Below are 26,893 nucleotides of genomic sequence, written 5' to 3' on the forward strand. Positions count from 1 at the left end.
CCTCACACCGGCGAACGACGCAGTTGCTCAACCTCGCGCGGGCAACTCCAGCTCGTCACCGGGGCGCGGCGCGAAGCACGCCTCCACCTCCGCCTCCGTCACCTCCGCGAGCGTCGCCGGGCTCCAGCGCGGCTTCTGGTCCTTGTCCACCAGCACCGCCCGGATCCCCTCCCGGAAGTCATGTCGCGCGGTCAGCGCCTGGCTCAGCCGGTACTCCATGCGCGCCGTCGCGTCGTAGTCCTGTCCCCGCCCCTGCCGCAGCTGCCGCAGCGTCACCCGGAGGCTCGTGGGCGACATGCGCAGCAGCGTGGCGCGCGTCTCCTCCGCCCATGCCGTGCCCTCTCGCTCCAGCGCCGCGAGGATGTCCTCCACCCGCTGTCCGCCAAAGCACCGCGAGAGGACCTCCGCCCGCGCCGCGAGCCCCGAAGGCCCTGGCACCTGATGGAACCCCGCGAGCACGCCCGCCGCCACGTCCCGCCCCGCCCCACTCCAGTCCGCCGCCCCCAACGCCGCCATCAGGTCCTCCAGCCGGGAGGACTCCACCTGATGCGTCGCGTACCCGAGCCACACCGCATCCGCCGCGTCACACCGCGCGCCGGTCAGCCCCAGGTACGTGCCCGCCTCGCCCGGGAAGCGCGGCAGGAACCAGCCACCGCCCACGTCCGGGAAGATGCCAATCGCCGTCTCCGGCATCGCGAGCACCAGCTTCTCCGTCACGACCCGGAACGCGCCGTGCATCGACAGCCCCAATCCCCCACCCATGCAGATGCCATCCACCAGCGCGATGAACGGCTTCGGGTAATGGTGGATCCGGTGGTTGAGCGCGTACTCCGCCCGGAAGAACTCGCGCGCCAACGACGCCTCCGCGCCTGTGCGTCCGACCGAACTGGCCACCGCGCGCACGTCCCCTCCCGCGCAGAACGCCCGGCCCCCCGCGCCGCGGATCACCACCGCCTTCACGGATGGATCCGCCGCCCACGCATCCAATCGGGGATGCAGCGCCCGGCACATCTCCAGGGAGAGCGCGTTGAGCGCCTTCAGGCGGTTGAGGGTGACAACGCCCAAGGGTCCCCGGCTCTCCAGCAGCACGTCGTCGCTCATGCCCGGGGGATATCAGCCCAGAAGGCGCTCGCAGGGGAGATTCAGGGGTGACATGGCGACGGAAATCGGTATTGGGAAGAACATGACTCCCGTCGCCGCCCCCTTGCTCGCCGCCGTCTTCGACATGGACGGTACGCTCGTCGACAACATGGACTTCCACAACCGCGCCTGGGTGACGCTCGCCCGGAAGCTCGGCCTGGACGACCTGACCGCGGACCGGTTCCAGAACGAGTTCGCGGGAAAGAAGAACGAGGAGATCCTCCCGCAGCTCCTGGGCCGCACCCTCTCCGTCGCGGAGCTGGATGCGCTCGCGGACGAGAAGGAGTCCCACTACCGCGCCATCTACCGGCCCTATCTCGCGCTGCACCGGGGCGCGGAGGCCTTCCTGCACCGCCTGCGCGACGCGCGCCTGCCCATGGCCGTGGCCACCGCCGCGCCCCAGGGCAACCGCGAGCTGGTGCTGGACGGGCTCGCGGTCCGCCCGCTCTTCGCGTGCGTCGTCGGTGCCGAGCAGGTGACGCGCGGCAAGCCGGCGCCGGACATCTTCCTGGCCGCGGCGCAGGCGCTGCACGTGCCCCCGGAGTCGTGCGTGGCCTTCGAGGACGCCATCAACGGCGTGCTGTCCGCGCGCGCCGCCGGCATGATCACCGTGGGCATCACCACCACCACGACCGCGGAGCAGCTGGCGAAGGCGGGCGCCCACTACACCGCCCCGGACTTCGACGCGCTCCCCCCGGAGCTGGTCGCGCGCCTCTTCGGCCCCAGGCCCTGAGGGGCCCTCGGACCCCACCCCCAAGCCCGGCCCCTTGGAAACCCGGGAGCCAAAAGGGCGCCAGACGCGGTGGCGTTGTGTAGTGTTCGGCGGCCATGTCGACGTCCGCCGCCAAACTCAAGCTCCCCTCGGGCCCGTCCCGGCACGTGTACGACGTCATCGTGCTGGGCAGCCAGGTCGGAGGCGCGCTCGCCGCCGCGCTCCTGGCGAAGCGCAACCACCGCGTGTTGCTGGTGGAGCACGACGGCATGGGGCCCGGCTACGAGCACGACGGCTTCGTGCTGCCCTATGCCCCCTTCGTCGCGCCGCCCCTCAAGGCGATGCCCGCGGTGGAAGAGGCCCTCAACGAGCTGGGGCTCTCCACCGCCATCGGCCGGGCGCTGCGCCCCCACGCGCCCGAACTCCAGTTGGTGCTGCCCAGGAACCGCGTGGACCTGCCCGGCGACGCCACACGCCGCCGCGCGGAGCTCACGCGTGAGTTCGGTGAAGCCGGAGAGGGCATCCAGGGCGCGCTGACGGGCAGCGCCGCCCAGCACGAGGCCACCGACGCCTTCTTCAAGGAAGGCCCCCAGCTGCCCCCCGACGGCTTCTTCGAGGGTTGGAAGCTCAAGGGGCGGATCAAGGACCACCCGGGCCTGGAGGCCACGCCCCGGCTCGCGAGCGACGACCCTGCGCTGTCGCTGGTGCGCGGCCTGCTCCCCTTCCTGGTGCACCTGGAGAAGCCCACCGCGCCCCTGGCGCTCACCCGGGCCCTGTCCCAGGTGCTCACCGCGCCGTCCACCTACCCCGGCGGCATGGACGCCCTGCGCGACGTGCTCACCCGGCGGCTCGCGGAGCTGGGCGGCGACGTGCTGGGCCGCGACAACCCGGCGGGCTTCATCGTCGAGGAGCTGGCGTTCGACGGCAGCAAGTTCTCCGGCGTGAAGCTGGTCCGCTCGGACACGCTCTACCGCGCGTCGTGCCTGGTGACGGCCACGGACTCCGGAGCGCTGCGCCGGCTGGTGACGGACAAGAAGCACCACCGCGGCCTGCTGGAGCACCTGGACCAGTCCAACACCCGGTCGCTGCTCTTCAGCGTGAACTGGGTCGTCCCGGAGGCGGCGCTCCCGCGCGGCATGGGCGAGCTGATCCTCGTGGACACGCAGGACGCGGAGCTGGGCCCGTTGCTCGTGCAGCAGCACCCTGCGCGGACGGCGGCGGTCGGCGGCCACAAGGACGTGGAGGGTGTGCGCGTGGTGTGCGCGGGCGCCTTCGTCCCGGCCTCCGCGCGCGACCTGGGCGAGGAACACCTCCAGGCCCTGGCGGCGAAGATCGACGAGCACCTGGACCGGCTGATGCCCTTCACGAAGCAGCACCGCGCGCTGCGGTCGGCCCCCTACCTGGACGCCGGGGGAGTGCGCGGCAGCCGCCTCATGCCCCACCCCCTCTACAGCTTCGAGACGGAAGCCTTCCTGGGCGTCACGGGGTTGAAGCAGCGCACGCCCGCGAAGAACGTGATCCTGGCGGGCCGCGAGGTGCTCCCCGGACTGGGCCTGGAAGGCGAGCTTTTGGCCGGGATGCGGGCCGCACGGCTGGTGCAGGACATGCTGAAGAAGAAGGATCCCCTCAAGCGGTAGGACTCGGGTCGGATCCGGCTGGATTTTCGGGCTGTTTCTGGTAGGGTCCGCCGCTCTTTTATGGGCTGCTGTCGAACGCCCCAGTTTTCAAGGAGTTAGCAGTCATGGCGTGGAAGTGCGACCTCTGTGGGAAGCGTCCGCTGGTGGGTAACAACGTCAGCCACGCGAACAACAAGACCAAGAAGCGGACCCTCCCGAACCTGCAGAAGCTGCGGGCGAACGTCGAAGGCCGCATCGAGCGCGTTCTGGCCTGCACCCGCTGCATCAAGGCGGGCAAGGTGACGAAGGCCGCCTGAAGTCCCGGGGCCTTCCGGTGGGCACGATGCGCGCTCGAAAGTCCGCGCTTCCGCCCACCGAACGGCTCCATCCCCGTGCGGGCGACCTGGACCTCCTCTCTGTCGAGGCGGTCGTCCGACGGTTGCATCAAGAAGACCTGATCGCCCTTCGAGCGGTCCGTGAGGCCTTGCCGTCCATCGCGGCGGCGGCCCGGGCCGTCGCGGATGCCTTGCGCGCGGGAGGTCGGCTGCTCTACGTGGGCGCCGGCACCAGCGGACGGCTGGGCGTGCTCGATGCCAGCGAGTGTCCCCCCACCTTCGGTGTCCCGGCCACGCGCGTCCAGGCGGTCATCGCCGGGGGTCGGCGAGCCCTGACGCGCGCGGTGGAAGGCGCCGAGGACGACGCGGACGCGGGGGCCCGGGCGGTGAGGGCCTTCCAAGCGACGGCGCGGGACGTGGTGTGTGGAATCTCCGCGTCCGCTTCGACGCCCTATGTCCGGGGGGCCCTGGACGAGGCCCGCGAGCGCGGAGCGCGCACGGTGTTGGTGTGCTGCAACCCACCTGGGAGCCCCATGCGGGCGGACACGGTGGTGCTGGCGCGCACGGGGCCGGAGGTGGTGGCGGGCTCCACGCGACTGAAGGCGGGCACGGCGACGAAGCTCGTGCTCAACGCCATCACCACCGCGGCCTTCGTGGCGCTGGGCAAGGTGTACCGGGGGCGGATGGTGGACGTGCGCCCGACGAACGCGAAGCTGCGGGCCCGCGCGGCGCGCATGGTGGCGGAGTTGACGGACTTGCCCCCGGCGCGGGCGAAGGTGCTGCTCACGGCCGCGGGCGACAGCGTGAAGGTCGCGCTGGCCATGCACTTCACCGGGCTTCCGGCGGCCCAGGCGCGGCGCGAGGTGGAGGAGCAGGGCCTGCGAGCACTGGACCGTCCAGCGCCGAAGCGGAAGTCCGCGACGCGCCCCCAACCCGGCGGGGTGGATGGAACCGCTCGGCGCTCGTCGAGCGAGCCGCGGCGCCGTCGCCCCCGGACGCAGCCGGCCCGGCCCGGGTCAGCTCCCCGACCGTGACCTGGAAGGTCCGAGCCGGCACCTCCGGACCTTGGTGACGCGGCCCGAGCTGAGCCGCCCCCGAGCCAAGCCCGAGCCAAGCCCGAGCCAAGCCCGAGCCAAGCCCGAGCCAAGCCCGAGCCAAGCCCGAGCCAAGCCCGAGCCAAGCCCGAGCCAAGCCCGAGCCAAGCCCGAGCCAAGCCCTCGGGAGTGGAGAGGGACCCTCGCGGCGGGCCAGCCGCGTCGGGGCCGCACTGGACGGACGTGCAAGCCCCCTCTGGAATCGAACACAGGACCCTGCGGAACGTGAACTGGAGACACCCGGAGGGCGCCGATCCTGGACACCCGGGGCCCCCCCCGGTCCCGGGGACGGCGAGCGTCGGGGGCGGGCTCTAGACTGAACGCATGCGCCCCACCCCGCCCCCCTCCCCCTCCCTGCCGCCCCGGCTGTGCGTGGGCGTGCTGTCCGGCACCAGCGTGGACGCGGCGGAGGCGGCGCTGTGCCGCGTGGAGGGCACCGGCGTGGACGTGACGCTCCAGCTGATCGCGCACGTCTCACGGCCCTTCCCACCGGAGTTCGTCGCGCGGGTGCTGGGCCCCCAGGATGCCCGGAGCCTCTGCGCGCTCAACTTCGAGCTGGGCGAACGCTTCGCCGAAGCCGTGCTCGCCGTCATCGCGCGCGCGGGCGTCCCCGCCAGCGACATCCACGTCGTCGGTTCGCACGGCCAGACGATGGCCCACCTGCCATCGGACCTGTCCCTCATCCCCTCCACGCTCCAGATTGGCGAGGCCGCGGTCATCGCCGAGCGCACCGGGCTGCCCGTCGTCAGCGACTTCCGCACCCGCGACATGGCCGTGGGAGGCCAGGGCGCGCCGCTCGTGCCGTACCTGGACTGGGCCGTCTTCCGGAACCGCGAGCGACCGGACCTCCCGCGCGCGTTCCTCAACCTGGGCGGCATCGCCAACGTGAGCGTGGTGGGCGAACACCTGGACGACACGCTCGCGTTCGACACCGGCCCCGCGAACATGGTGCTGGATGGGCTGGCGCGCCGGGTGTCGGGCGGACAGCTGGAGTGCGACCGGGACGGCGGCCTGTCGTCCCGGGGGAAGGTGGTGCCGGGGCTCCTGGACGAACTGCTCGCCCATCCGTTCCTCGCGCGTCCCCCACCGCGCAGCGCGGGCCGCGAGGGCTTTGGCGAGGCGCTGGTGGACCGGCTCTGGGCGGCGGCCCCGGACCGGCCCTACGACTTGATGGCCACCGCGCGCGCGTTCACCGTGGAGGCCACCGCGCGTGCCTTCGAGACCTGGGTGCGGCCCCGCTTCCCGCGCCTGGAGGCGGTGTACGCATCGGGCGGCGGGACGCGGAACCCCGTGCTGATGGCGGACCTGCGGGCGCGGCTGGCCCCCGTCCCACTGGAGCGGCTGGACGTGCTGGGCTTCCCCGAGGAGGCCAAGGAAGCGGCCCTCTTCGCCCTGCTCGCGGCGGAGCACCGGGCCGGGACGCCCGCGAATGTTCGCCCCGCAACTGGCGCGAGGCGCCGAGTCGTTCTAGGTAAGCTGACACCGTGAGCAGCGTGAACCTGATGGCCCGTGAAGTGGCCGCGAAGATCGTCTTCTACGGCCCGGGCCTGTCCGGGAAGACGACGACCCTGCGGAAGGTCTACGAGACCGTCCGCCCGGCCCACCGCGGAGAGATGATGTCCATCGCCACCGAAGGCGACCGGACGCTCTTCTTCGACTTCCTGCCCGTGAAGGTGGAGCGCGTGGGCGACTGCTCCGTGCGCCTCGCCCTCTACACCGTGCCCGGACAGGTCTTCTACAACGCCACCCGCAAGCTGGTGCTCCAGGGCGCCGACGGCGTGGTGTTCGTGGCGGACTCGCAGGCGGAGGCCATGGACGCCAACCGCGAGTCCCTGGCCAACCTGGAGGAGAACCTCCTGGAGAACGGCATCCGCCTGGACCGCTTCCCGCTGGTGATGCAGTGGAACAAGCGCGACCTGGAGAGCACCCTGTCCGTGGAGGAGCTGCGCCGGGAGCTCAACCCGCGCGGCGTCCCCGACTTCGAGACCGCCGCCACCAACGGCCGCGGGGTGCTGGACACGCTCAAGACCATCACCCGGCTCGTCATCAAGGACCTGCGCGCCAAGCGCATCGTCCCGCCGCCCCGTCCCGCGCCGCCCCCGCCCGGGACGGCCCCCGCGGGCCTGGAGGCGCAGCTCGCGCAGCACCTCACCCAGCGCCAGCCCCCGGCCGCGCCCCTCTCCCCCGCGCCCCGGACGCTGACCGCGCCCGCCCCGCCCCGCGTGGAGCCCGCCCCCATGCCGGCCCCCGCGGCCGTGGTGAACACCGCGGCCCGCCTGCTGGGCGCCACGAGCGCGCTGGCGCCAGGCGACCTGTTCGATCACGCCCGGGCCGCGGAGGCCGCCTTCGTCGCCGCGGACTACACGACCTGCGTCACCGCCTGCACCGACGCGGTCCGGCGCGCCATGGCCTTCGCGGGAGAGGGCACCCTGGCGCAGCAGGCCTTCCTGCTCCACGTGGATGGCGCGGACCTGCTGCGCTTGCAGGGCCTGTCCACGCAGCCGCACCTGCGCGTGGATGACGCGGCCTTCTCGCTCTACGTCCTGATGCAGGTCTTCGTGCGACTCAACGCCGTGGGGCTCCCGACCGCGGGGTGATTCAGGCGCGGCAGGGGCCCCCACATCTCAGGGGCACGGCTCCCGCGCGGGAGCCCAGGAGGCAGCCCCTGCATGTTGCGTGTGAAGACCTCGGTGAAGCCGTCGCGGATCCACGGCCTGGGCCTCTTCGCAGAGGAGCCCATCGCCCGGGGCGCCGTGGTGTGGACCTTCGACGCCCCCGTCGACCAGCGCTTCGGGCCCGGTGACGTCGCCCGGATGAGCGCCGCCGCGAAGGCGTTCCTGTCCCGCTACGCCTATTGCGAGCACGGCGCCCTGGTGCTGTGCGGCGACCACGCGCGGTTCATGAACCACTCGGACGCGCCGAACTGCGGCAACGACGCGACCCGCACCGCCACCGTCGCGCTGCGAGACATCGCGCCCGGGGAGGAGCTCACGGACGACTACGGCGCCATGGAGGACCCCTGGAGCGAATTCGAGGGCATCATCGAATCCGAGCCGGTCCCCGCGCCCCACCCGGTGCACTGAGGCCCCGCGTCAGCGCGGGTACGTCAGCTGGAGCAACCCCATGCGGTGCAGCTTCGCCAGCGTCTTGAGCGTCTCCAGCTCCCGCGCGGGGCTGGCCAGCACCAGGGTGGACACGTCCCAGGTCCCGCTGACGAGCCCGGCGATCTGCCGCTCTTCCGGTTTGAGCATCACCATGGCCTGGGGGGACTGGATGAGCTGGGGCACCACCAGCGGCGGCAGGTCCGCGTAGAGCGCGGCCACGTGCTCGCGCTGCACCAGGCGCGCGAACTCCCGCACGCGCCGGTCCGCCGGGTCGCTGGCCAGCAGCGACGCGCACACGATGCCGGCCGCGTCGTACTGGCCCTCGCGCATCAGCACCGCGCCCTTCTCCAGCATCTCCGCCACGGGGTCCGCTTCCACCTGCGGCGCGCCGTCCACCTCCACCAGCTTCGCGCGCAACAGCTCGTGCACCCGGCGCGTCACCGACGAGCGCGACACGCCCATGGACAGCCGGAGCCGCCCCAGGTTCTGCGGCGTCGTCGTCAGGCCCAGGATGATCCGGTGCATGAGCGGCTGGCTCGGGCTGGGCGGCGCCAGCGCCTTCACGCTCAACGCGTCGATGGGCAGCGCCTTGTCCACGTCCCCCTGCTCGTCCACCCAGCGCAGGGACTCGAAGAGCAGCTCGCGGATGCTCATGTCGGACGGCACCCAGTCCTCACCGGTGCGGTCCGCGTCCTCCGTCCAGTGGAACGTGCCCTGTCCCGCGATGGTCAGGTCCGTCATCGCCGCGAACAGCTCCTCGCGGCCCAGGTCCCGCACCCAGCGCGCCTGCACCCCGTGCGCGTCGAAGGCCGCGTCCACATCCGGGGTGCGCGCCAGCTCGTCGAAGGCCGCCAGCACGCGCGTGCCCGCCGCCAGCTTGGGCAACGACAGGAGCCGGGCCACCCGGCCGCGCAGCCCTTCGCTCGCGGTGGCGCCCACCTGGCCGGACAGGAGGAACAACTTGCGCTCGCCTGCTTCCCACGACAGCTGCAACGTCCCCGTCTTGCGGGAGCTGTCCAGCCATTGAAGGAACTCGGGGAGCGGGTAGCTGAAGAGGTCGCCGTGGATGGCCATGCGTGTCGGATTCGAGGATACAGTCCCAGGCCGTGCGCGTCGCGGTCCTGTTCATCGATGGGGTCGGCATCGGACGGAAGGACCCGGCCGTCAATCCGCTCGCGGACCGCGACCACCTGCTGTCCTGGTTCCAGGACGCCCCCGCGCCCGCCCTCCCCCACGGCGGCATCGGCCTCGCGGTGGACCCCACCTTCGGCGTGCCCGGCCGGCCCCAGTCCGCGTCCAACCAGACGGCCATCCTCACCGGCGACCCCGCCCCCGTCCTCGTCGGGGGCCACGTGCTGGGCTACCCCAACACCGCCCTCCGGGAGCTGCTCGCGGAGCGCTCCATCGTGCGCCGCCTCAAGGCCCAGGGCCACACCGCCACCTTCGCCAACGCGTACCCCGCGCCGTACCTGGACGCGCTCGGCCTCCCCCGGCGCCCCTCCACGTCCCCGCCCGAGTTCACCCTGCCCCCCCGCGCCGCGCGCAAGGTGCGTCCCTCGGCCGCGAAGCTCGCCTTCGCCGCGGGCGCGGAACCCCTGCGCACCCTGGACGACGCGCGGGCGGGCGACGGGCTCACCCACGACATCACCGGCGCGAACGCGCGCGCCCATGGCCTGGACGTGCCCAGCCGGACGCCCCAGGAGGCCGCGGCCCTCTTCTGGCGCATCACCGCCGGGGCGGACTTCACCTTCTTCGAGCACTACCTCGCGGACGAGGCGGGCCACGCCCAGGACTTCACCGCCGCGCGCGCCGCGCTGGACACCGTCGACGCCTTCCTTCGCGCCGTCACCGCCACGCGGCCCGCGGACGCGCGCGTGCTGGTGTGCAGCGACCACGGCAACGTGGAGGACCTGTCGGTTCGCGGACACACCGTGCACGCCGTCCCCATGCTCTACTTCGGCCCCTCCGCCCCGGAGCTAGCGTCGTTCACCACCGTCGCGGATGTGGGCCGCGCCGTGATGCGCTGGCTCGGGGCCAGCTAGAGGGGCGAGGGATGCGGGTGGGCGGCACTGGACGATGGGCCCTCCTGGTCGCGGCGGCGGCCCTCCTCTCCGCGTGCGCCGCCCAGAAGGCCGCGGCCCCGGACGCCACCCTGTCCCTGTCCGGCGGCGAGTTCATCGTCGCGCGCGCCGCCCAGGACCCCCAGGGCGCGCTCATGGTGCGCATCGCGGTGGAGCGCGCCAGCCCCCGCCTGTCCCGCTGGGGCACCTTCCACGAGCCCGTCACCCTGGTCCTCCACCCCAACCACGCCGCCCTGGAGCGCGCCGCCAACCGCCCCGGCTACGACTTCCTGCGCGCGTGGGCGCGCTACGAGCAGGTGGAGGTCCAGAGCCCCCGCACGTGGACGCGCGGCGGCGCCAACCAGAAGCAGGTGGACGAGCTGCTCCTGCACGAGCTCACCCACAGCCTGATGTGGCAGTCCTCCGCCACCGTGTCGGACTGGACGCGCAAGGGCATCCCCCTGTGGTTCAGCGAGGGCATGGCCTCGTACACCGCGGGCCAGGGCTACCGCGTCCCCAGCCTGGAGGACCTGTCCCGCTTCCTCCACGACTTCCCTCAAGAGGATCCGCTCGCCCGCGCCGAGGCCCTCTATGAAACCCAGAACGCCACCGTCTACGGCGCCGCCTACCACGCCTTCACCTTCCTGATGGAGCGCTACGGCGAGGCGCGCGTGCGCGGCATCCTCACCGCCATGCGCCTGGGCCAGGACTTCACCGGCGGCTTCCAGACGTCCATCGGCCTGCCCGTGGACGCCTTCCTCCGCGACTTCCGCCGCTACGTGTACCTGCGCGGCTTCAAGGGGGGCCGTTTGACCCTCCCCCCGCTCCGGCCCCGCCTGGATGGCCGGGGATTTCCACGGAATCCTCAGCTACCAGCGGCTCCCACCCCACATTCGCCCACTTCCAGCCCGCCGGACACAACTCCCGTGGGCACAAGTCCGACAAGTTGAGCGTGCCCGCTATGCGCGGGCCGCCGGAGGATTGACCCGTGACTGACTCCAAAATCAACCGCCCGAACCGCGCCCCGGCTCCCGCCACGGGCTCCACCTCCGCGGACCCGGCGAAGCTGCTCGCCCAGAAGAACGCCGCCGCCGCGAAGGCCGCCGCCGCGCGCCGCAACCAGTCCGCCTTCGAATCCACTCCGGGTCCCACGGCCCGCGCCCCGGTGGCCGGCTCCGGCACGCTGGCCCGCTCCGCCAACGCGGGGGCCCTGCTGGGCGCCGCGCCCACCCAGGCGGTGCGCTCCGGCGCGACGGTGGAGAACCCCATGGTCCGCACCATCACCTTCACGTACGACGCGGGCCCGCACGCGCAGCTCACCCACCCAAAGCTCAAGGGCAGCTGGGACGCGGACGGCCGCTACAACGCGCAGTGGTCCTCCGGCGGCATCCCCATGAAGTCGCTGGGCAATGGCAAGTACGAGGCCACGGTGAAGGTGGCGGACGACGGCCTCGCCCGCAACTGGGAGTGGGGCGTCAGCGTGGACGGCCCCGCGGGCAAGGACCAGTGGGCGGTGATGGGCGAGGGCAACCTCAAGCTGGACCTGTCCAAGTCCACCGCGTCGTACTCGCCCACGACGTACCACCAGATGGGCGCGCAGCGCTCCGGCAAGGACGCGTCGTTCAAGTTCTGGGCGCCGGACGCGCGGGCCGTGCAGGTGAAGGTGACGGACAAGCAGGGCCGCGAGCAGCGCATCCCGATGACGCGCGACGAGGGCGGCAACTGGACCGCGCAGGCGAAGGGCGCGTGGGAGCAGCTGGAGGGCAAGGCCTATGTCTACGAGGTCGTGGACTCCACGGGCGCCACCAGCGACCGGCCGGACCCCTACGCGCGCCGGATGATGGGCGAGCAGCGCGGCCTGGACCGGCTGTACCTGGACCCCACGCGCGGCAAGGAGGTGGACCGCTACTTCACCGGCGCCACCGGCCTGATGCGCTTCGACATCGACGAGGCGGAGACCGCTGACAGCGCCTACCTGGTGCTCAAGGACGGCGACGGCAACCCGCTCGACAAGAAGCAGCTCCAGGAGCGCCTGGGCTCGTTCGACGACACCCTCATCGACAAGCTGCGCGGCGGGAAGTTCAACGACTTCTGGTCGCGCAACGTGACGGATGACGGCCGCATCAAGATGACGAACGAGGGCGGCGCGTGGACCACGCTCGTCAATGATCCGGAGAAGCTCGCCGGCCTGCGCTACGAGTTCCAGGTGTTCGACAAGGACGCCCAGGGCAAGCTCCACCTGCGCTCCGACGTGAACAACGACGGCAAGGTCTCCGACGCGGAGCGCCTGGCGTCGTCGGAGAACGACCCCTGGAGCGACCTCATCACCGTGGGCAGCGGCGTGTCCTTCCGCGGCTCCGTCATCACCGACCCGACGACGTTCCAGTTCAAGAACGACGACGTCCCGCGGGAGAAGGATCCGTCGAAGTGGGTGGTGTACCAGCTGCACGCGGGCAGCTTCCTGGGCCAGGCGGGCAACGCCAACCGCTCCACCATGGAGGACCTGATCCAGAAGCTGGATTACTTCAAGGAGCTGGGCGTCACCACGCTGGAGCTGCTGCCCACGAACGAAGTCGAGGGCGCGCGCAACTGGGGCTACCTGGGCGTCAACAGCCTGGCGACGGAGAGCTCCCTGGGCTTCGAGGACGAGACCGGCAAGTGGGTGGAGGGCGATGAGGCGCTGAAGCGCTTCATCGACGCGGCCCACGGCAAGGGCCTCAACGTGGTGTCGGACGTCGTCTACAACCACGTGTTCGGCGACTACAACGGCCTGTGGAACGTGGGCGGCCCCAGCAACCCGTACTTCAACTGGTCCAAGGAGCCCGGCCAGTTCGAGCAGCGCGACACGCCGTGGGGCTCCGTGCCCGCGTACGACACGCCGCAGGTGAAGCAGCTGTTCGTGGACCACGCCGTGCAGCAGGTGTCCGAGCTGAAGTTCGACGGCCTGAGATTCGACTTCACGGAGCCCATCAAGGGCGTGGGCGGCAAGGCGGGCTGGGACATGCTCCGCGAGATCAACCGCCAGGTGCACTTCCTCAACCCCAACGTGTGGACCGTGGCGGAGCAGTTCGACTACGACCCGGCCATCTCGCGCCCGGCGCAGCCGGACGGCACGGGCGGCGGCTTCGACGCCCAGTGGTACACGGAGTTCCAGCACCGGCTCATCAACGACAACAGCAAGCCGGGCCTGGTGCAGGCCGCCGCGCGCGGGATGAAGACGGACGTGGACGCGTTCGTGAACCTGATGACGTCGCCGCGCGGCCTGGACAGCTGGAAGAACGCGCTGTCCATCATCTCCAACCACGACGAGGTCGGAAACGCGCAGCGCACCATGAACACCGCGGAGGGGGAGAACGCCACCGACTTCCCGGACCAGTGGACGCGCGGCGCCGCCCGCTTCGCCGCCGGCATCGGCATGGCCGGCCCCGGCATCCCGATGTTCTTCCAGGGCGACGAGTTCGGCGCGCAGAACGACTTCCGCTGGGGCAACCCGTCCACCTGGGACAGCGACTGGAGCTGGCAGGACGTGGGCAAGGACGTGGACTTCGGCAAGGTGACGTTCAACGACACCACGAAGGCCACCTACGAGCGCCTGTTCAGCCTGTCCCCGGACGCGCGCACGAAGGACAGCGCCTACAAGGCCTTCTCCGCGGATGACCGCAAGCTCTTCAACGAGGTCGCCAGCCTGCCCGCCTCCGAGCGCAAGGACGCGATGCTCGACGTCACCCGCCGGCAGAGCTTCACGTTCTACAAGGACGCCATCGGCCTGAGGAACAGCAGCGGGGCCTTCAGCGCGGCGGCGGAGGTCAAGCGCGTCTACACCCACAACGACGACAGCGTGATGGCCTTCACGCGCAAGGCGGGCAACGAGGAGTTCCTCGTCGTGGGCAGCCTCAACAAGAAGAACCTGGAGGGCTACGCGCTGCCCCTGCCCCCGGGCCAGTGGAAGGAAGTGCTGAACAGCGACGCCGCCGCGTACGGCGGGAGCAACTTCGGCAACTACGGCGCCACGCTGAACGGCGGGAACACCCCGGTGAACATCCCCGCCGCCGGTTACGTGGTGATGAAGAAGGTCGGCTAGGGCTTCGCCTTCGCCTCCGGTCCGGCCGCCTGTGGTGAGGCGGCCGGGCTGGGGAGCAGCGGCGGGCGGTCCTTCCCCTCCATCGCCCGCTGCAGCTCCAGCTCCTGGAGCAGCACCGCGGGCGCCACGGTGGACACCGGGACGTTGCCGCTCTCCGCGCCGCAGAAGCCGTTGAACACGCCCAGCCGCTGGCCCGTGGCGAGGATGCGGTTCACCGACGACAGCGGCGTACCGACGATCTCCACGCCTCGCACCAGCGTCTCCTCGCCCGTCTTCACGTCCACGCGGTACACCCTGCGCGGAACGCCCTTGAAGGCCTGGTAGCCGTAGCTGGACGTGTTGGTGTTGCCGCCGGTGATGTCGCGGATGATGAGCCCGTACGGCTTGCCCTGCCGCTTCGCCTCCGCGACGAGCATCTTCTTCAGCTCCGCGTCGCTCACCTGCTTCGTGCTGTCCACCAGCAGGTTCGCCATCCGCGCCACCGGCTGGAGCGTGCCCTGCCCTCGCCCGTGGCCGTTGGACTTCGGAAAGCCCTCCACCGGGTGGCGGCTCATCAGGTAGCCCTTGAGCTCGCCCTTCTCCACCAGGCTCACCGGCTGCCCCTTCACGCCCTCCTCGTCGTAGAGGTAGTAGCCGTTGAGCGGCTCGCCGTTCACCTCGCGCTTCGACGGATCATCCCGCAGCGACAGGAAGGCCGGGAGGATCTGCTTGCCCTCCTGTCCCTTGAACGTCTTGCCGTCGGTGTCGCCATCCTGCCGGTCCGCTTCCAGGCGGTGGCCCAGCGTCTCGTGGAAGAGCACGCCCGCGGCCTCCGGGGCCAGGATGGCGGGCCCCGCGTACGGCGTGATGGCCGGCGCCTGCCGGAGCGCGAGCAGCTCGTCGATGACCTTCTGCGCCGCCGCGTGCACCTTCGCCTCGTCCGGCATCCCCGCCTCGGTGGGCAGGTAGAAGCTGCGCGAGTCGTCCAGCAGCTGCCCGTCCGGCGCCCGCGTCACCGCGGAGACATGGAACGCGTACAGCGTCTCCTCCGTGATGAGGCGCGTGCCTTCGGAGGACACGAACAGGCGCGTGGACTTGTCCGCGGTGACGCGCACCTCCGAGTCGAACAGCTCCGGGTGCGCGTTGAAGCGCGCGGACACGTCGCGCGCCAGCTTGCGCCACTTCTCTCTGTCGAATGGGAACGGCACCGGCGGCTGGACGTAGGTGGCGGGCGCCTCCTGGGAGAAGGACGCGGGCCGCTTGGGGTCCTCCACGGAGTAGACGTCCTCGCCCTTCTTCTTCAGGTACTGGAAGAGCGCGGCCTTGTACTTCTCATCCGTCACGAGCCACAGCGCCGTGCGCAGCGCCAGCGGCGAGTCATCCAGCGGCCCGTCCTTGCGCGCGGTGTAGCTGGAGCCCTTGCTGGTGCTGAAGCCGAAGTCGAGCGAGTCCGCCACGGAGCTGTCGTAGTCGTAGCTGCCCACGCGCACGTCCACGCCCAGCTTGCGCTCGCGGTAGTCGTCGTCCTGGAACAGCGCCCCGTAGCGCGCGATGATCAGCCGCGACTCGTAGTCCTTCACGCCGTAGCTCAGGAAGTACGGCGCTTCGTGGCCGTTCACCTTGAGCTGCTGCTGGTTGCGCGTCAGCTCCGCGCTCATCGCGTCCAGGAGCTGGGCGCGCGGATCCTTCACGGGCGCCGCGCCCATCAAAAGGGACGCGGCCAGGGACAGCGGGAACAAGGGGCGGAAGGCGCTGGGCACGGGCGCACTGTAGCCAAAAACAGGCGAGGGCCCTCCCCTCACGCGCCAGGCGTGAAGCGAGGACCCCTCTGCCTGCAAGCCCTGCCCGCGGGCCCTACGCCTTGACGATCTTCTCGCGGCCCTGCGTGACGGCCTTGGTCGCGTTGCGCGTGTCGACGACGATGTTCGAGCGCTGGACCAGCTCGTTGTAGTCGATGTGCGAGTGGTCCGTGAGGATCATCACCGCGTCGTACTGCTTGAGCTTCTCCGGTTCCAGCGGGACGGACTTCATCTCCATGTTGAAGCCGTGGCCCTTGTGCAGCTCCTTCACGAACGGGTCGTGGTAGCTGATCTCCGCGCCCTTCTCCTTGAGGAGCGTCATCACGCGCAGCGACGGGGACTCGCGGAAGTCGTCGATGTCCTTCTTGTACGCCGCGCCGATGCAGAGCACCTTCGCGCCGTTGAGCACCTTCTTGTTCTGGTTGAGCGCCTCCATCGTGCGCTGCACCACGTAGTAGGGCATCTGCCAGTTCACCTCACCGGCCAGCTCGATGAACTTGGTATGGAACTCGAACTCGCGCGCCTTCCACGTCAGGTAGAACGGATCGATGGGGATGCAGTGCCCGCCCAGGCCGGGGCCCGGGTAGAACGGCTGGAAGCCGAAGGGCTTGGTGCTGGCGGCCTGGATGACCTCCCACACGTCCACGTTCATGCGGTCGCAGAGCATCTTCATCTCGTTGACCATCGCGATGTTCACGCAGCGGTAGATGTTCTCCAGCAGCTTGGCGAGCTCCGCCACGCGGGTGGAGGACACCGGCACCACTTCCTTCAGCGCGCTGCCGTACAGGGCGACCGCCACCTCGAGGCACGCGGGCGAGTAGCCGCCCACCACCTTCGGGATCGTCTTGGTGTTGAAGCCCTTGTTGCCCGGGTCCTCGCGCTCGGGGCTGAAGGCCAGGAAGAAGTCCACGCCCGCCTTGAGGCCGTTCTTCTCCAGCAGCGGCTTCAGCACCTCCTCCGTGGTGCCCGGGTAGGTGGTGGACTCCAGGATGAAGAGCTGGCCGGGGCGCACGTGCGGCGCCAGGGCCTCGCCCGTCTGGATGATGAAGCTCATGTCCGGCTCACGCGACGCGGTCAGCGGCGTGGGCACGCAGATGATCACGCAGTCCAGCTCGCGCGCCTTCGCGAAGTCCTTCGTCGCCTTGAGCTTGCCCGCCTGCGTCAGCTGCGCCAGCGGCGCGCTGGGGATGTGCTTGATGTAGCTCTCCCCTTTGCCAATCTTGTCGATCTTCCGCTGGTCGACGTCCAGCCCCGTGACCGGGAAGCCTGCTTCCGCGAAGGCCATGCCCAGCGGAAGACCGACGTACCCGAGCCCCACCACGCCCACCTTCGCTTCCCGATTCTGAATCCGACCCAGCAACGGGTTGCCAACCATCACGCGCATTGTCGTTACTCCCAGCAGTTGACGCGCGGCCTCGCCGGCTCGCGCGTCCCGACCCACACCATTCACCTGAAGACGAACACCCACCCCAGCCATGCCGGAGGCGCCAGCTGCCTCCGGAACTCCACCGACACCGCCGGCACCACGCGCCCATATCCGGGCGAGTAGCGCGACGGCACGAGCGAGGTCTCCAACCCCCACCCGAAGAGCACCCACCCCACGGGTGCCTCCGCCGGTCCAATCTCCAGGGCCCGTGCCTCGAAGGCCTCCGGGCCCTCCTGCACGCGCCCGGCCCGCGCCATGACGGCCGCCGCGGGCTCGCACCACCGCGCCTGCCCATCGGGCAGATGCAAACGTCCCACCACCTCATGCCGGCCCGTCCCGACGAGCCGGTCTCCCACGGCCAGCGCCCGCACGTGCCGGTCCAGGAAGAAAGTCCTCTCGATGCCCACTGGAGCCGGCAGGTGGCGGTAGCCGTCGTGGCGCACCACCAACCGGTCGTGCTTCGCGCCGGGCTGGAAGGCCACGACGCGCGCCCGGGCATCCTCCGGCAGCGCGAACAGCCGCGCCGGATCCAGCGGAGCCTGCTCCTCCCCATCCACCTGGAGCGTGTTGTGCGCCGCGGTGCTCCGCATCGCGTTGCGCAGGGAGGGATCCCGCGTGTACGAACCCGTGCCCGGATCAACGATGACGGGGCGCCCGTCCACGTGGAGCTCGAAGGAGAGCTTGTCGTTGTGGCTGTGTCCCCCGACGCCGCGCTGCCCCTGCTTTCCGGCGGAGACGGTGAGCACGACGCCTTCGCCGCGCAAGATGTGGAAGCCGCCTTCCGCGAAGCTCACCGACGCGGGCACCGGAGCCGCGGGCAGCGCGCCGAAACGCATCAGGCCCGCCTCGCCCAGGAGCCACGCCGCCTCGTCCGGGAACACGCCACCGGCCAGCCCCACGTCGTTGAAGAGCGCCGCGCCCAGCCCCGCGAGGTAGCCGTGGTCGCCGTCCGCGCGGTCCTGGAACGGAAACACGCGGCCGGAGTCGTTGTCGCCAATCTGCGGCGCCAGGCCGTCTTCCGAGGACCAGGCGCGAGCCGCGACGAACATCAATCGCAGACGCGCTTCGTACCCGGGCCCCAGGGACACACCCGCGCCGCGCGCGACGAGGAAGGCCAGGGTGAACAGCTCCACCGACAGGCGGTGATAGGGAATGGAGCCCTCGAAGGACGTGCCCTCCGGATGCACCTGCGCGTCCATCTGGGCGCGCAGGCCGTTCGCCGCGAGCGCCACCTGACGCGGGGCACCGGGCAGCTCCGGGAAGAGCAGGCCCACCACCGCGAGCCCCACGTAGTTGGAGACGAGGTGGTTGTTGGGCACCGCGCCGCCGTCCTCCAGGTGGGCCTCCACCCACGCGCAGTGCTCCGCGAGCGCGCCCAGCACGGGAACCAGGAACTCCGGACGGCGCACCTCGGGCGCGTCCGCGAACATCGCCAGCGCCTGCGCCAGGTTCGCCGCGCGCAGGCCAATCTCCATGGGGCACGTCCAGTGGACGCCCATGCCCACGGGGTTCGCCTGGAGGAAGTCCAGCGTCTGCGCGACGAAGGCCGTGGCCAGCCGCGAGCGCTCGCCCTGCGAGTCCGCGACCCACGCGCCCTGGGCCAGGGCCAGCGCGCTGTCGAGCCGGCCCATCACCCAGGGATACTTCGGATCCATGCCCGTCACGTGCAGCGGCATGCGCTCCACGGACTCGACGGGGTAGTGCTGGCCACTCACCGGCTCCAGCGACCAGTCCACCGGCTTGCCCTCGCCGAAGGCCACCGGCGTGCCGAAGACGTCCCACTCCTGGCGGAGCGCACGCCCGGCGCGCAGCATCGTGCGCGCCTTCGCGCCCGGGAGCTTTTCGATGGCGGCGCGAGCGGACTCACGCTGTGACAGCTCACACCAGGCCCGCGACGTGCGGTGGTCGAGCGCCACCGTCACCAGCTCATCGGCCCGGGTGGCGCCAAAGGACTCCAGCAGCTGGGCCTCGTCGATCTGCTCGCGGCGGCGGTAGAGCGCCTGCCGCGCGACACCTTGGACGCGGCGGACGGCGCTCTTCGCCAGTGCCCCGGGCGCCATCCGAGCCATCGTCGCGTAGTAATCGAGAGTACCCATCCGCCCCTTCCCGCCCAGCGTGACGTGGGAAGGCAATAGCAAGCGGCTGGCCAAAACCTTTTCCCTGCAAGAGCAAGGGTTTGGCTCGGCCACGCACCCGGTACGGCGGTAAAAATGCCTGTCCCGGTGGATCCCCGTGGGTAAAGGATTGCTGCCTGACGCGGAACGGAGCGCGCCACGGTGGAGCCATTGCGCCTCCATGAAGGCATGCGCATTCCTTGGGGCGTGCGGGCTGGGGCTTGGATGGGGCGGCGCATCGAGGACGACCTCGATGCCAGGATGGAAACGACGCTGACGGCGGTGGCCGAACAGGCGCTGCGCGGAGGAACGCGCGCGGGCCTGGAGGCACTGCTGAAGGCGTCCTTGCGGCTGACCGGCGCGACCGGCGCGGCCCTCTATGAAGGACGCGCGTGCGTGATGAAGCTGGGCGACGTGCCCGCCCGTCGCGCCCAGGCTCCGGGAAGCAAGGGCGTCCTGAGCGTGTGGCCCGCGCCGCTGACGACCTCGCAACGCAACGTGGTGGCGCGCTTCAACGCCTTCGCTCCGGCGCTGCTCCAGGCCCATGCGCGCGAGGTCGCGCGAGGCGCAAGTCAGGCGCGGCTCCTGGAAGCGAAGCAGCGCCTGGAGCGCGCGGTGGCCGCGCAGGACAAGCGGCGCTCCCGCGCGGCGCATGACCTGCGCACGCCCCTGATGGTCATCAAGGGCTACGTGGACATGATGCGCAAGGGCACCGCGGGCCCCTTCGGCGCGCAGGCCCAGCGCTACCTGGAGCGGATCACCAAGGTCGCCGCGGATCAGAAGGACCTCATCGACCGGCGCCTGTCGCCCCCCGTCCCGGGCCTGGAGGACCTGCGCCCCGTGCTGGAGCGCGCCTTCGCGCCCACGCCGGGCCCGGGGCGGGCCGAGCCCACGGTGATGCTGCCCACCGACCGGGCCGTGCCCGTGCGAGGCGCCCGGGCGGACTGGGAGCTGCTGGCGCGCACCCTCGCGAAGGCCACCGCGCGCGCGATGGCCGTGGACGTCCACCTGGGTCCGGACACGGAGCCCGGCCAATGGCTGCTGCGCGTCCGCGCGTGCCCCGCTGAGGCCCTGCCCGCGCGCACCGGAGCGGTGCTCCAACAGCTCGCGGGACGTCTGGGGGCCACGCTGACCGTGGCGCTGGAGCCCCGGCTGGACCTCACCCTGCGCTGGCTGGGGGATGACGCCTTCCCCCTCCCCGCTCAGCGCTAAGGGGATGAGATTGCAGGAGACGTCGGAGCGGCGCGCGAAAGGTAGGTGGAGGTCGCAACTCGCCTACCCGGAACTGCGATAAAAGGGAAAGCGGTTTTCCTTCCTGCCCCCGAAGGTCTCCCCATGAAGCTCTCCCGAAGCTCGAGCGTCAGCTCCACCAAGTCCGACTCGGCGCTGCCCTCGCCGCGCCGCTCCAACTCCGTGGATTCGAAGCCCGCCACGACGACGTCGGCCACGACGCGCCCCCAGCGTTCGAACTCGACGCCTCCGCCCGCGCGGCCGCAAGGCGACGTGGCCACTGGCAGCGCGTCCCGCACCCGTCCGCGCAACCCGGATGGCGCCGCTCGCGTGAACGGCCCGGATGCGGGCACGGTGAAGAAGCCCACGACCAACAGTGAGATCCGCGCCTGGTACAAGGAGCAGGTCGCCGGCATCCCCGCGAACGACGCGAAGCTCAAGGCGCAGGGGGTGTCCCTGGAGGGCCGCGCCAAGGCGGCGCATGAGATCCGGCACAAGGCCCGCGTGGAGGCGCGCCAGTTCATGGGCACGCTCGACGCCGCGATGCTCAAGGCGCGCGACTACTTCAAGTACGGCCGGCTGGACGGCCCCTCGTTCGACCAGCTCGTCGCGGACGCGAAGAAGAGCGGCTTGAGCGAGGCCCAGGCCTACGACAAGATCATCAACAGCTCGCAGCGCACGAACCAGGCCGTGGACAACATGTACGCCAAGCCGCAGGCAAAGCTATGAACGGTGATCAACTGCTGAAGCAGAAGCTGGAATGGGTGAAGACGTCGGACCCGCTCCACCCGCTGCGCACCAAGGCGGAGGGCAAGGAGCTGCGCCTGCGCATCGGCGACTTCCCCGAGGAGTCCATGTACACGCTGCTCGTCGACGACCAGGAAGTCACCCAGTTCGACGACTGGCCCAAGGCGTGGGTCCGCCCGCGCTGAAGGCCTGACGCCCGGGCCTTCAAGCCCAGGCCGCTGAGTCCGCCGCCCTGTCCCTCGCGTCCGCGCGAAGGACGGGGCGTCGTCGTCTCGGCCCTCCCCTGGCTCAGGTCGCGGAGCTGGGCAGCAGCTGGCGCACGAGCTCCAGGAGCTTGCCGCGCTCCACCTCGCGCTTGACCAGGTAGCCATCCGCGCCCGCCTCCAGGCCGGCCGCGCGGTCCTCGTTGCTGTCCAGCGACGTCACCAGGATGATGGGCGTGCGCCGGAACATGGGGTGGCCCTTGATTCGCCGCGCCAGGCCCACGCCATCCAGCCGGGGCATCTGCCAGTCGCTCACGACCAGGTGGCAGTGCACGCGCTCCAGCACGCTCCAGGCCTCCTCGCCGTCCGACGCCGTCACCACCGGATAGCCGGCGATCTCCAGCAGCGACTTCATCGCGAAGCGCGTGGTGAGCGAGTCGTCGCACACCAGGATCCGCGGCATCTTGGACTCGCCCGAAGCGGTGCGGGTGTCCGGCTTGGCCGCGCGCAGCAGCTCCAGCGCGTTGAGCACCGGCACCACGCGGCCGTCGTCCAGCACCGCCGCGCCCGCCAGGTGCGTGACGTCCCGCAGGTGCTTGCCCAGCGCGCGCACCACCAGCTCCTGCTGCCCCACCACCTCGTCGATGGCGTAGAGCACGCGCTCCTCGCCCAGCGACAGCAGCACCGCGGTCTGCCGCCGGCCCGACTCCAGCGCGAGCGGCATGCGCGGCAGGCCGATGGCCTCCGACAGCGACAGGAACGTGAGCTGCTCGCCGTCCAGCCGCGCCACCACGCGCCCCGCCACCGTGCCCACGTCGTCCGCGTCCAGCCGCAGCACGCGCTTCACGGTGTCCGACGGGATCGCGGTGATGGTGGTGCCCGTGCGCACCAACAGGCCCAGCGCCGCCGCCAGCGTCAGCGGCAGGTCCACGATGAACCGAGTGCCCTTGCCCGGCGTGTACTCGACGTCCGCGGAGCCCTGGAGCCGCTGCGCGGTGGCCAGCACCACGTCCAGGCCCACGCCGCGTCCCGACGTGGCGGTGACTTCATCCCGCGTGGAGAAGCCCGGCTGGAAGATGAGCCGCGCGGCCTGCGCGTCCGTCAGCTTCTCCGCCGCGTCCTGGGTCATCAGCCCCCTGCGCACCGCCGTCGCGCGCACGCGCACCGGATCCAGGCCCGCGCCGTCGTCCTCCACGATGACGCCGATGCGCGTGCCTCGCGCCTCCACCCGCACCGTCAGCCGGCCCGTCTCCGGCTTGCCCGCCGCGCGCCGGGCCGCGGGCGTCTCCAGCCCATGGTCGATGGCGTTGCGCACCAGGTGCACCAGGGGGTCCTTCAGCGCGTCCACGATGCGCCGGTCCAAGCGCACGTCGGTGCCGCCCAGCTCCAGCGCCACGTCCTTGTCCAGCCGCGACGCCGTCTCGCGCACCGTGCGCCGCAGGGGCTCCAGCACCTGCGAGGCCGGCACCATGCGCAGGTCGCGCAGGTCGTCGCGCACCACCTGCGCCACCAGCGCCTGCTGCTCACCGTCGCGGTGCGCGTCCTTCGCCTGCTCCAGGAGCCGCTTCTGCATCGTGCGCATCAGGCCCACGCCCGTGCGCAGCGGCTCCAGCGCGGGTCCGCCCCCCGCCATGGCCAGCTGGGAGGCGGCGCGCTCCAGGTGCAGCAACACCTCATGCGCCTGATCCGTCAGCGCGCGGAAGCCGTCCGTGCGCCGGCCCTGCTGAGACCGGCCGGCCACCAGGTGCTCCACCTGGAGCGCCAGCGAGTCCAGCGTCTTCACCGACACGCGCACCGCGCGGTCCACCGTCCCGCTCCGGCCCTCGGGAGCGACCACCGGGGCCCGAGGCAGGGGCTTCGCCACCGGGGCCACGGCCCGCTTCACGGGGGGGGTCTCCCGCGCGTCATCCGCTTCGTCCGCCAGGCCCAGCGCGGCGCGCAGGTCCACCAGCGCGCCCGCCACCTCCGAGGCCGCCAGCCCCGCCGCGTCCCCGCCTTCCTCCATGCGGGTGAAGCCCAGCGCCGCGGCCTCCGCCAGCGAGGCCACCTGATCCGCCCGCACGGCCTCCGCGCTCTGGCGCAGGGCGTGCGCGCGCTCCACCGCCGAGCGCACCGCGCCGGCCCGGTCCTCCACCTTGGGGGACACCAGCCGGCCCAGGGCCGCCTCCAGCGCCGCCAGCGCCTTCACGCCATCCTCGCCCAGCGGGCCGGAGTCCACCGCGCCCTCCGACGAGGGGGCGGCGGCGTCGCCGTGGCCCAGGGCCTTGAGCAGCGCGGACACGCCCTCCACCACGGGCTGCTCGCCCGCGTCGCCCCGGTTGAGGGCGTTCTCGATGGCGGACAGGCCCCTCAGCATCGCCTCCACGGCGCCGCGTGAGATGGGCTCCTCCACGTTGACGTGGGACAGCCCGTCCTCGATGGCGTGCACGACGCGCTCGATGTCGTCCAGCCCCAGGCTCGCCGCGGAGCCCTTGAGGCTGTGCACCACGCGCTTGAGCGAAGGCAGCAGGTCCGGTTCGCGCGAGGCGGCCGGCTGCTCCAGCCCCAGCACCTTCGACCCGATGGCTTGAATCTGCTCGCGCGTCTCCGCGGCGAACACCGGCCAGATGCTGCGCAGCAACTGCGGATCCATGAAACCCCAGTCCCCTCTAGCCGCGCCGTGCGGCCGCCGGGTTGCCCAGCTGTGTCAGGTCCAGCACCGTGAGCCGGTCCGGCGTCAGGAACAGGAACGGGCCCGGCGGCGGCTGCGACAGCTCCGCGCGCGGCAACTCCCGCCGTCCATCCACCACTTCGGCCGCCAGCCCGAACGCCTCGTCCTCCAGCTCCACCACCACGACCTTGCTCAGGTCGGACATGCCGCCGCCCTCCAGGCCCAACAACTGCCGCAGGTCCAGCACCGGCACGATGCGCGAGCGCGACAACAGCGCGCCCAGCACATGGCGGGGCGCCCCTGGCAGCGAACACATGCCGCGCGCTTCCAGCACGTGGTCCACCAGGTCGATCTTCACCGCGTAGCGCTCGCCGCCCACCTGGAAGGCGAGCACCGTGACGGCCTCCTGGCGCGTCTCATGGCGCGAGTTGGCCAGCGCCAGCGCGCGGGCGTGCAGCACCTCGCGCCGCTTGTGGGCGCTCACCACCGTCGCGCCCTCGAGCAGCATCTGGGCCGCGTCGAGCGAAGCCTTCAGTTCGTCGAAGTCGATGGGCAGCAGCTTGCCGTCGTCGGTAGGCATGGGCGCGTCAGTACTTCGTGGCCGGCAGCTTGAGGATGTCCCGCACCTTGGAGCGCAGGTCGTCCACGGAGACGGGCTTGTTGAGGAACGCGCTCGCCCCCACGAGCTTCCCCTTCTGGCGGCTCGCGTCGTCCTTCAGGGATGTCAGCAGCATGAAGGGCGTGTCGTGCAGCTTCGCGTCACCCCGGATGGCGGCGCACAGCGCGAACCCGTCCATCTCCGGCATCTGCACGTCGGAGATGATGAGGTCCGGCTTCTGCTCACGCGCGCGCTTGAGTCCCACCGCGCCGTTGGGCGCGTCCACGAAGTCCAGCCCCCACCCCATCAGGTAGACCTGCAGGAGGTTGGTGATGGTCTTCGTGTCCTCCACGATGAGCACCTTCGCCGACTTCCTGGCCCCGCCTGTCACGTTGCTGTTCATAGCTGGTACCTGCCTACGAGATCCGAGAAACGCTTCGACAAGATGGAGAGGTTGCCGGCGACCTGCTCGATGCGCCGCGTGCCCTCCACCGAATCACTCATGGCGGACGTCAGCTCGCCCATCGCCGTGGCGATCTGCTCCACGCCAATGGTCTGCTGCCGCGTGTTGCCGGCGATCTGCCGCGCCGCCCCCGACGACTCGCGGATGACCTCCGACAGGCCCAGGATGGTGGAGCCCGCGCCGCGCGCCAGCTCCATCGCCGCCTGTGCGCGCCGGCTGCCCTCGTCCGTCGTCGTCACCGCTACACGTGTGCCCTTCTGCACCTCCCCCAGGAGCACCCGCACCTGGTCCGCCGCCATGCGGGACTGCTCCGCCAGCGTGCGCATCTCCGTGGCCACCACCGCGAAACCACGCCCGTGTTCGCCCGCCTTCGCCGCCTCGATGGAGGCATTGAGGGCCAGGAGGTTGGACTGCTCCGCCACGTCCTTCACCTGACCGATGATGTCGCTGATCTGCAGCGTGCGTTCGTTCAGGTCGGTGATGGCCAGCGCGATGGCCTTCACCTGCTCGCCCAGCTTCTCCATGCCGGCCACGCTCTCCGTGACCACCTTCTGGCCCTCCGTGCTCAGCGACTCCGACTTCTGCGTCTGGGCGATGACCGCGTCCGCGTAGGACGTGGCCTGCTTGGAGGTCTGGGCGATCTCCGCCACCGTGGTGCTGGTCTCGTTGATGGCGGACGCCTGCTGGTGCGCCATCGCGGACTGCTGCGTGGACGTGGCCAGCACGCCCGCCGCCTCGTGCTCCAGGTCCGTCGCCGCGCCCCGCAGGTCATGGAGCAGATGCACCAGCGCGTCCGCCATGGTGGCGAAGCTGCGCGCCAGCTCGCCGATCTCGTCCGTGCCGTTCGTGTCGATCTGCTGGCGCAGGTCCCCCGCCGCGATGCCCACCGCCGCGCGGGCCAGCCGCTCCAGTGGCACGATGAAGAGGCTGGCCATGCCGGCCGCCCCCAGCAGGCCCAGCACCAGCACCAGCAGGCCCAGGCCCGCGGTGCGCCAGGTGCTCGCGGCGAGCGACTCGGCCAGCGCCTCGCGGTCCAGCGCCAGCTGCACGGTGCCCACGCGCTGGAGCGTGCCGCCCGGCGGGCCGAACAGGATGGGCGCCGTGGTCTCCACCACGGGCAGCGTGCCCACGGTCAGGAGCCGGTCCACCACCGAGTCGCCGTCCGCGGGCTCCACCGCCGCGGCGCTCGCGAAGTGTTCGTCCGCGGAGCGCGCCAGCACCTTGCCGCTGGCGTCGCGCAAGACGATGTACGCGATGTCCGGCACGCTCTTGAGCGCCATGTCCGTGCCCGCCTGGAGCATCGCGGAGTCGCCCGCGGCCGCGGACGCGGACACGCTGAACGCCATGCCGATGCCCACCGCGCGCGAGCGCTTGGTGAGCTCCGCCAGCAGGCCATCACTCATCTGCATCCAGAACGCGAAGGTCAGGCTGCCGACCAACACGATGCCGAAGATGCCGGTGGCGGCGAGGATCTTCGTCCGCAGGCTGAGCCGCGCCGAGTCCGCCCCTTCGGGCAGTGCCGCCTTCATTCCTTTCGCTTCC

General features: G+C 71.3%; 22 protein-coding genes. 13 read left to right on the forward strand and 9 right to left on the reverse strand.

Annotated features, from left to right (window positions below; translation table 11 throughout):
- Positions 1-27: 27 nt before the first annotated feature.
- A complete protein-coding gene (locus tag FOF48_RS14450) occupies positions 28-1,101 on the reverse strand; it encodes an enoyl-CoA hydratase/isomerase family protein (RefSeq protein ID WP_143901855.1) in 1,074 nt (357 codons plus the stop codon).
- Positions 1,102-1,183: 82 nt separating this feature from the next.
- Between FOF48_RS14450 and FOF48_RS14455 the strand changes: the two genes are divergently transcribed.
- The 7 genes from FOF48_RS14455 (at position 1,184) to FOF48_RS14485 (ending at position 7,980) form a co-directional block, all read left to right on the forward strand.
- Positions 1,184-1,873: an HAD family phosphatase gene (locus tag FOF48_RS14455; RefSeq protein ID WP_143901857.1), complete on the forward strand. Its 690-nt coding sequence runs from the start codon at positions 1,184-1,186 to the stop codon at positions 1,871-1,873.
- A gap of 95 nt (positions 1,874-1,968) precedes the next feature.
- Positions 1,969-3,489, forward strand: coding sequence for an NAD(P)-binding protein (locus FOF48_RS14460; protein WP_143901859.1), 1,521 nt, complete (start codon positions 1,969-1,971; stop codon positions 3,487-3,489).
- Positions 3,490-3,593: 104 nt separating this feature from the next.
- Complete coding sequence (gene rpmB, locus FOF48_RS14465) at positions 3,594-3,785, forward strand: 50S ribosomal protein L28 (protein ID WP_120532048.1); 192 nt, start codon at positions 3,594-3,596, stop codon at positions 3,783-3,785.
- A gap of 26 nt (positions 3,786-3,811) precedes the next feature.
- Positions 3,812-4,837 (forward strand): N-acetylmuramic acid 6-phosphate etherase, encoded by a 1,026-nt coding sequence (murQ, locus tag FOF48_RS14470; protein WP_255442171.1) that lies wholly within the window; start codon positions 3,812-3,814, stop codon positions 4,835-4,837.
- Between the two features lie 384 nt (positions 4,838-5,221).
- Positions 5,222-6,385, forward strand: a complete 1,164-nt coding sequence (locus tag FOF48_RS14475; protein ID WP_143901862.1) for an anhydro-N-acetylmuramic acid kinase — start codon at positions 5,222-5,224, stop codon at positions 6,383-6,385.
- The gene (locus FOF48_RS14480) at positions 6,382-7,494 is read left to right on the forward strand and encodes an ATP/GTP-binding protein (protein ID WP_143901864.1); all 1,113 of its coding nucleotides are present in this window, start codon (positions 6,382-6,384) and stop codon (positions 7,492-7,494) included. The genes FOF48_RS14475 and FOF48_RS14480 overlap by 4 nt, the downstream gene beginning before the upstream one ends.
- A gap of 72 nt (positions 7,495-7,566) precedes the next feature.
- Positions 7,567-7,980, forward strand: a complete 414-nt coding sequence (locus FOF48_RS14485; RefSeq protein WP_143901866.1) for an SET domain-containing protein — start codon at positions 7,567-7,569, stop codon at positions 7,978-7,980.
- Between the two features lie 9 nt (positions 7,981-7,989).
- On the opposite strand, the gene FOF48_RS14490 is transcribed toward FOF48_RS14485, so the two are convergent.
- Complete coding sequence (locus FOF48_RS14490) at positions 7,990-9,075, reverse strand: DUF4388 domain-containing protein (protein ID WP_143901868.1); 1,086 nt, start codon at positions 9,073-9,075, stop codon at positions 7,990-7,992.
- Between the two features lie 32 nt (positions 9,076-9,107).
- Between FOF48_RS14490 and FOF48_RS14495 the strand changes: the two genes are divergently transcribed.
- From FOF48_RS14495 to FOF48_RS14505, 3 genes are read left to right on the forward strand one after another with little or no spacing between them, the layout of a single operon-like run.
- Positions 9,108-10,043, forward strand: coding sequence for a metalloenzyme (locus FOF48_RS14495; protein WP_143901870.1), 936 nt, complete (start codon positions 9,108-9,110; stop codon positions 10,041-10,043).
- Positions 10,044-10,054: 11 nt separating this feature from the next.
- Positions 10,055-11,011: a hypothetical protein gene (locus tag FOF48_RS14500; protein ID WP_143901872.1), complete on the forward strand. Its 957-nt coding sequence runs from the start codon at positions 10,055-10,057 to the stop codon at positions 11,009-11,011.
- 38 nt (positions 11,012-11,049) lie between these two features.
- Complete coding sequence (locus FOF48_RS14505) at positions 11,050-14,142, forward strand: alpha amylase C-terminal domain-containing protein (protein ID WP_143901874.1); 3,093 nt, start codon at positions 11,050-11,052, stop codon at positions 14,140-14,142.
- On the opposite strand, the gene FOF48_RS14510 is transcribed toward FOF48_RS14505, so the two are convergent.
- The 3 genes from FOF48_RS14510 to FOF48_RS14520 all read right to left on the reverse strand — a co-directional run bounded on the left by FOF48_RS14510 (position 14,139) and on the right by FOF48_RS14520 (position 19,442).
- Positions 14,139-15,827 (reverse strand): TldD/PmbA family protein, encoded by a 1,689-nt coding sequence (locus FOF48_RS14510; protein WP_255442206.1) that lies wholly within the window; start codon positions 15,825-15,827, stop codon positions 14,139-14,141. The two genes, FOF48_RS14505 and FOF48_RS14510, sit on opposite strands and share 4 nt — an antisense overlap.
- A gap of 148 nt (positions 15,828-15,975) precedes the next feature.
- Positions 15,976-17,295: a nucleotide sugar dehydrogenase gene (locus FOF48_RS14515; protein WP_143902205.1), complete on the reverse strand. Its 1,320-nt coding sequence runs from the start codon at positions 17,293-17,295 to the stop codon at positions 15,976-15,978.
- Positions 17,296-17,366: 71 nt separating this feature from the next.
- A complete protein-coding gene (locus tag FOF48_RS14520; protein WP_186001904.1) occupies positions 17,367-19,442 on the reverse strand; it encodes an alginate lyase family protein in 2,076 nt (691 codons plus the stop codon).
- Positions 19,443-19,721: 279 nt separating this feature from the next.
- Between FOF48_RS14520 and FOF48_RS14525 the strand changes: the two genes are divergently transcribed.
- The 3 genes from FOF48_RS14525 (at position 19,722) to FOF48_RS14535 (ending at position 21,622) form a co-directional block, all read left to right on the forward strand.
- Positions 19,722-20,672 (forward strand): HAMP domain-containing histidine kinase, encoded by a 951-nt coding sequence (locus tag FOF48_RS14525; protein WP_186001905.1) that lies wholly within the window; start codon positions 19,722-19,724, stop codon positions 20,670-20,672.
- Between the two features lie 123 nt (positions 20,673-20,795).
- The gene (locus FOF48_RS37070) at positions 20,796-21,419 is read left to right on the forward strand and encodes a hypothetical protein (RefSeq protein ID WP_201756146.1); all 624 of its coding nucleotides are present in this window, start codon (positions 20,796-20,798) and stop codon (positions 21,417-21,419) included.
- Entirely contained in the window at positions 21,416-21,622 is a 207-nt protein-coding gene (locus FOF48_RS14535) for a hypothetical protein (protein ID WP_143901881.1), read from the forward strand. Before FOF48_RS37070 ends, FOF48_RS14535 begins: the two co-directional genes overlap by 4 nt.
- Positions 21,623-21,725: 103 nt before the next feature.
- On the opposite strand, the gene FOF48_RS14540 is transcribed toward FOF48_RS14535, so the two are convergent.
- The 4 genes from FOF48_RS14540 to FOF48_RS14555 are packed head-to-tail and all read right to left on the reverse strand — an operon-like array spanning position 21,726 to position 26,880.
- On the reverse strand, positions 21,726-24,272 hold the full coding sequence (locus FOF48_RS14540; protein ID WP_143901883.1) for a hybrid sensor histidine kinase/response regulator: 2,547 nt from the start codon (positions 24,270-24,272) through the stop codon (positions 21,726-21,728).
- A gap of 16 nt (positions 24,273-24,288) precedes the next feature.
- Positions 24,289-24,870, reverse strand: a complete 582-nt coding sequence (locus tag FOF48_RS14545) for a chemotaxis protein CheW (protein ID WP_143901885.1) — start codon at positions 24,868-24,870, stop codon at positions 24,289-24,291.
- 7 nt (positions 24,871-24,877) lie between these two features.
- A complete protein-coding gene (locus tag FOF48_RS14550) occupies positions 24,878-25,291 on the reverse strand; it encodes a PleD family two-component system response regulator (RefSeq protein WP_143901887.1) in 414 nt (137 codons plus the stop codon).
- Positions 25,288-26,880 carry a methyl-accepting chemotaxis protein gene (locus tag FOF48_RS14555; protein WP_255442173.1) on the reverse strand — a complete coding sequence of 531 codons (1,593 nt, stop codon included), beginning with the start codon at positions 26,878-26,880 and terminating at the stop codon, positions 25,288-25,290. Before FOF48_RS14555 ends, FOF48_RS14550 begins: the two co-directional genes overlap by 4 nt.
- Between the last annotated feature and the right edge of the window lie 13 nt (positions 26,881-26,893).

Origin of the sequence: Corallococcus sp. Z5C101001, from assembly GCF_007352635.1 — a bacterium.
Taxonomy (GTDB): Bacteria; Myxococcota; Myxococcia; order Myxococcales; family Myxococcaceae; genus Corallococcus; species Corallococcus silvisoli.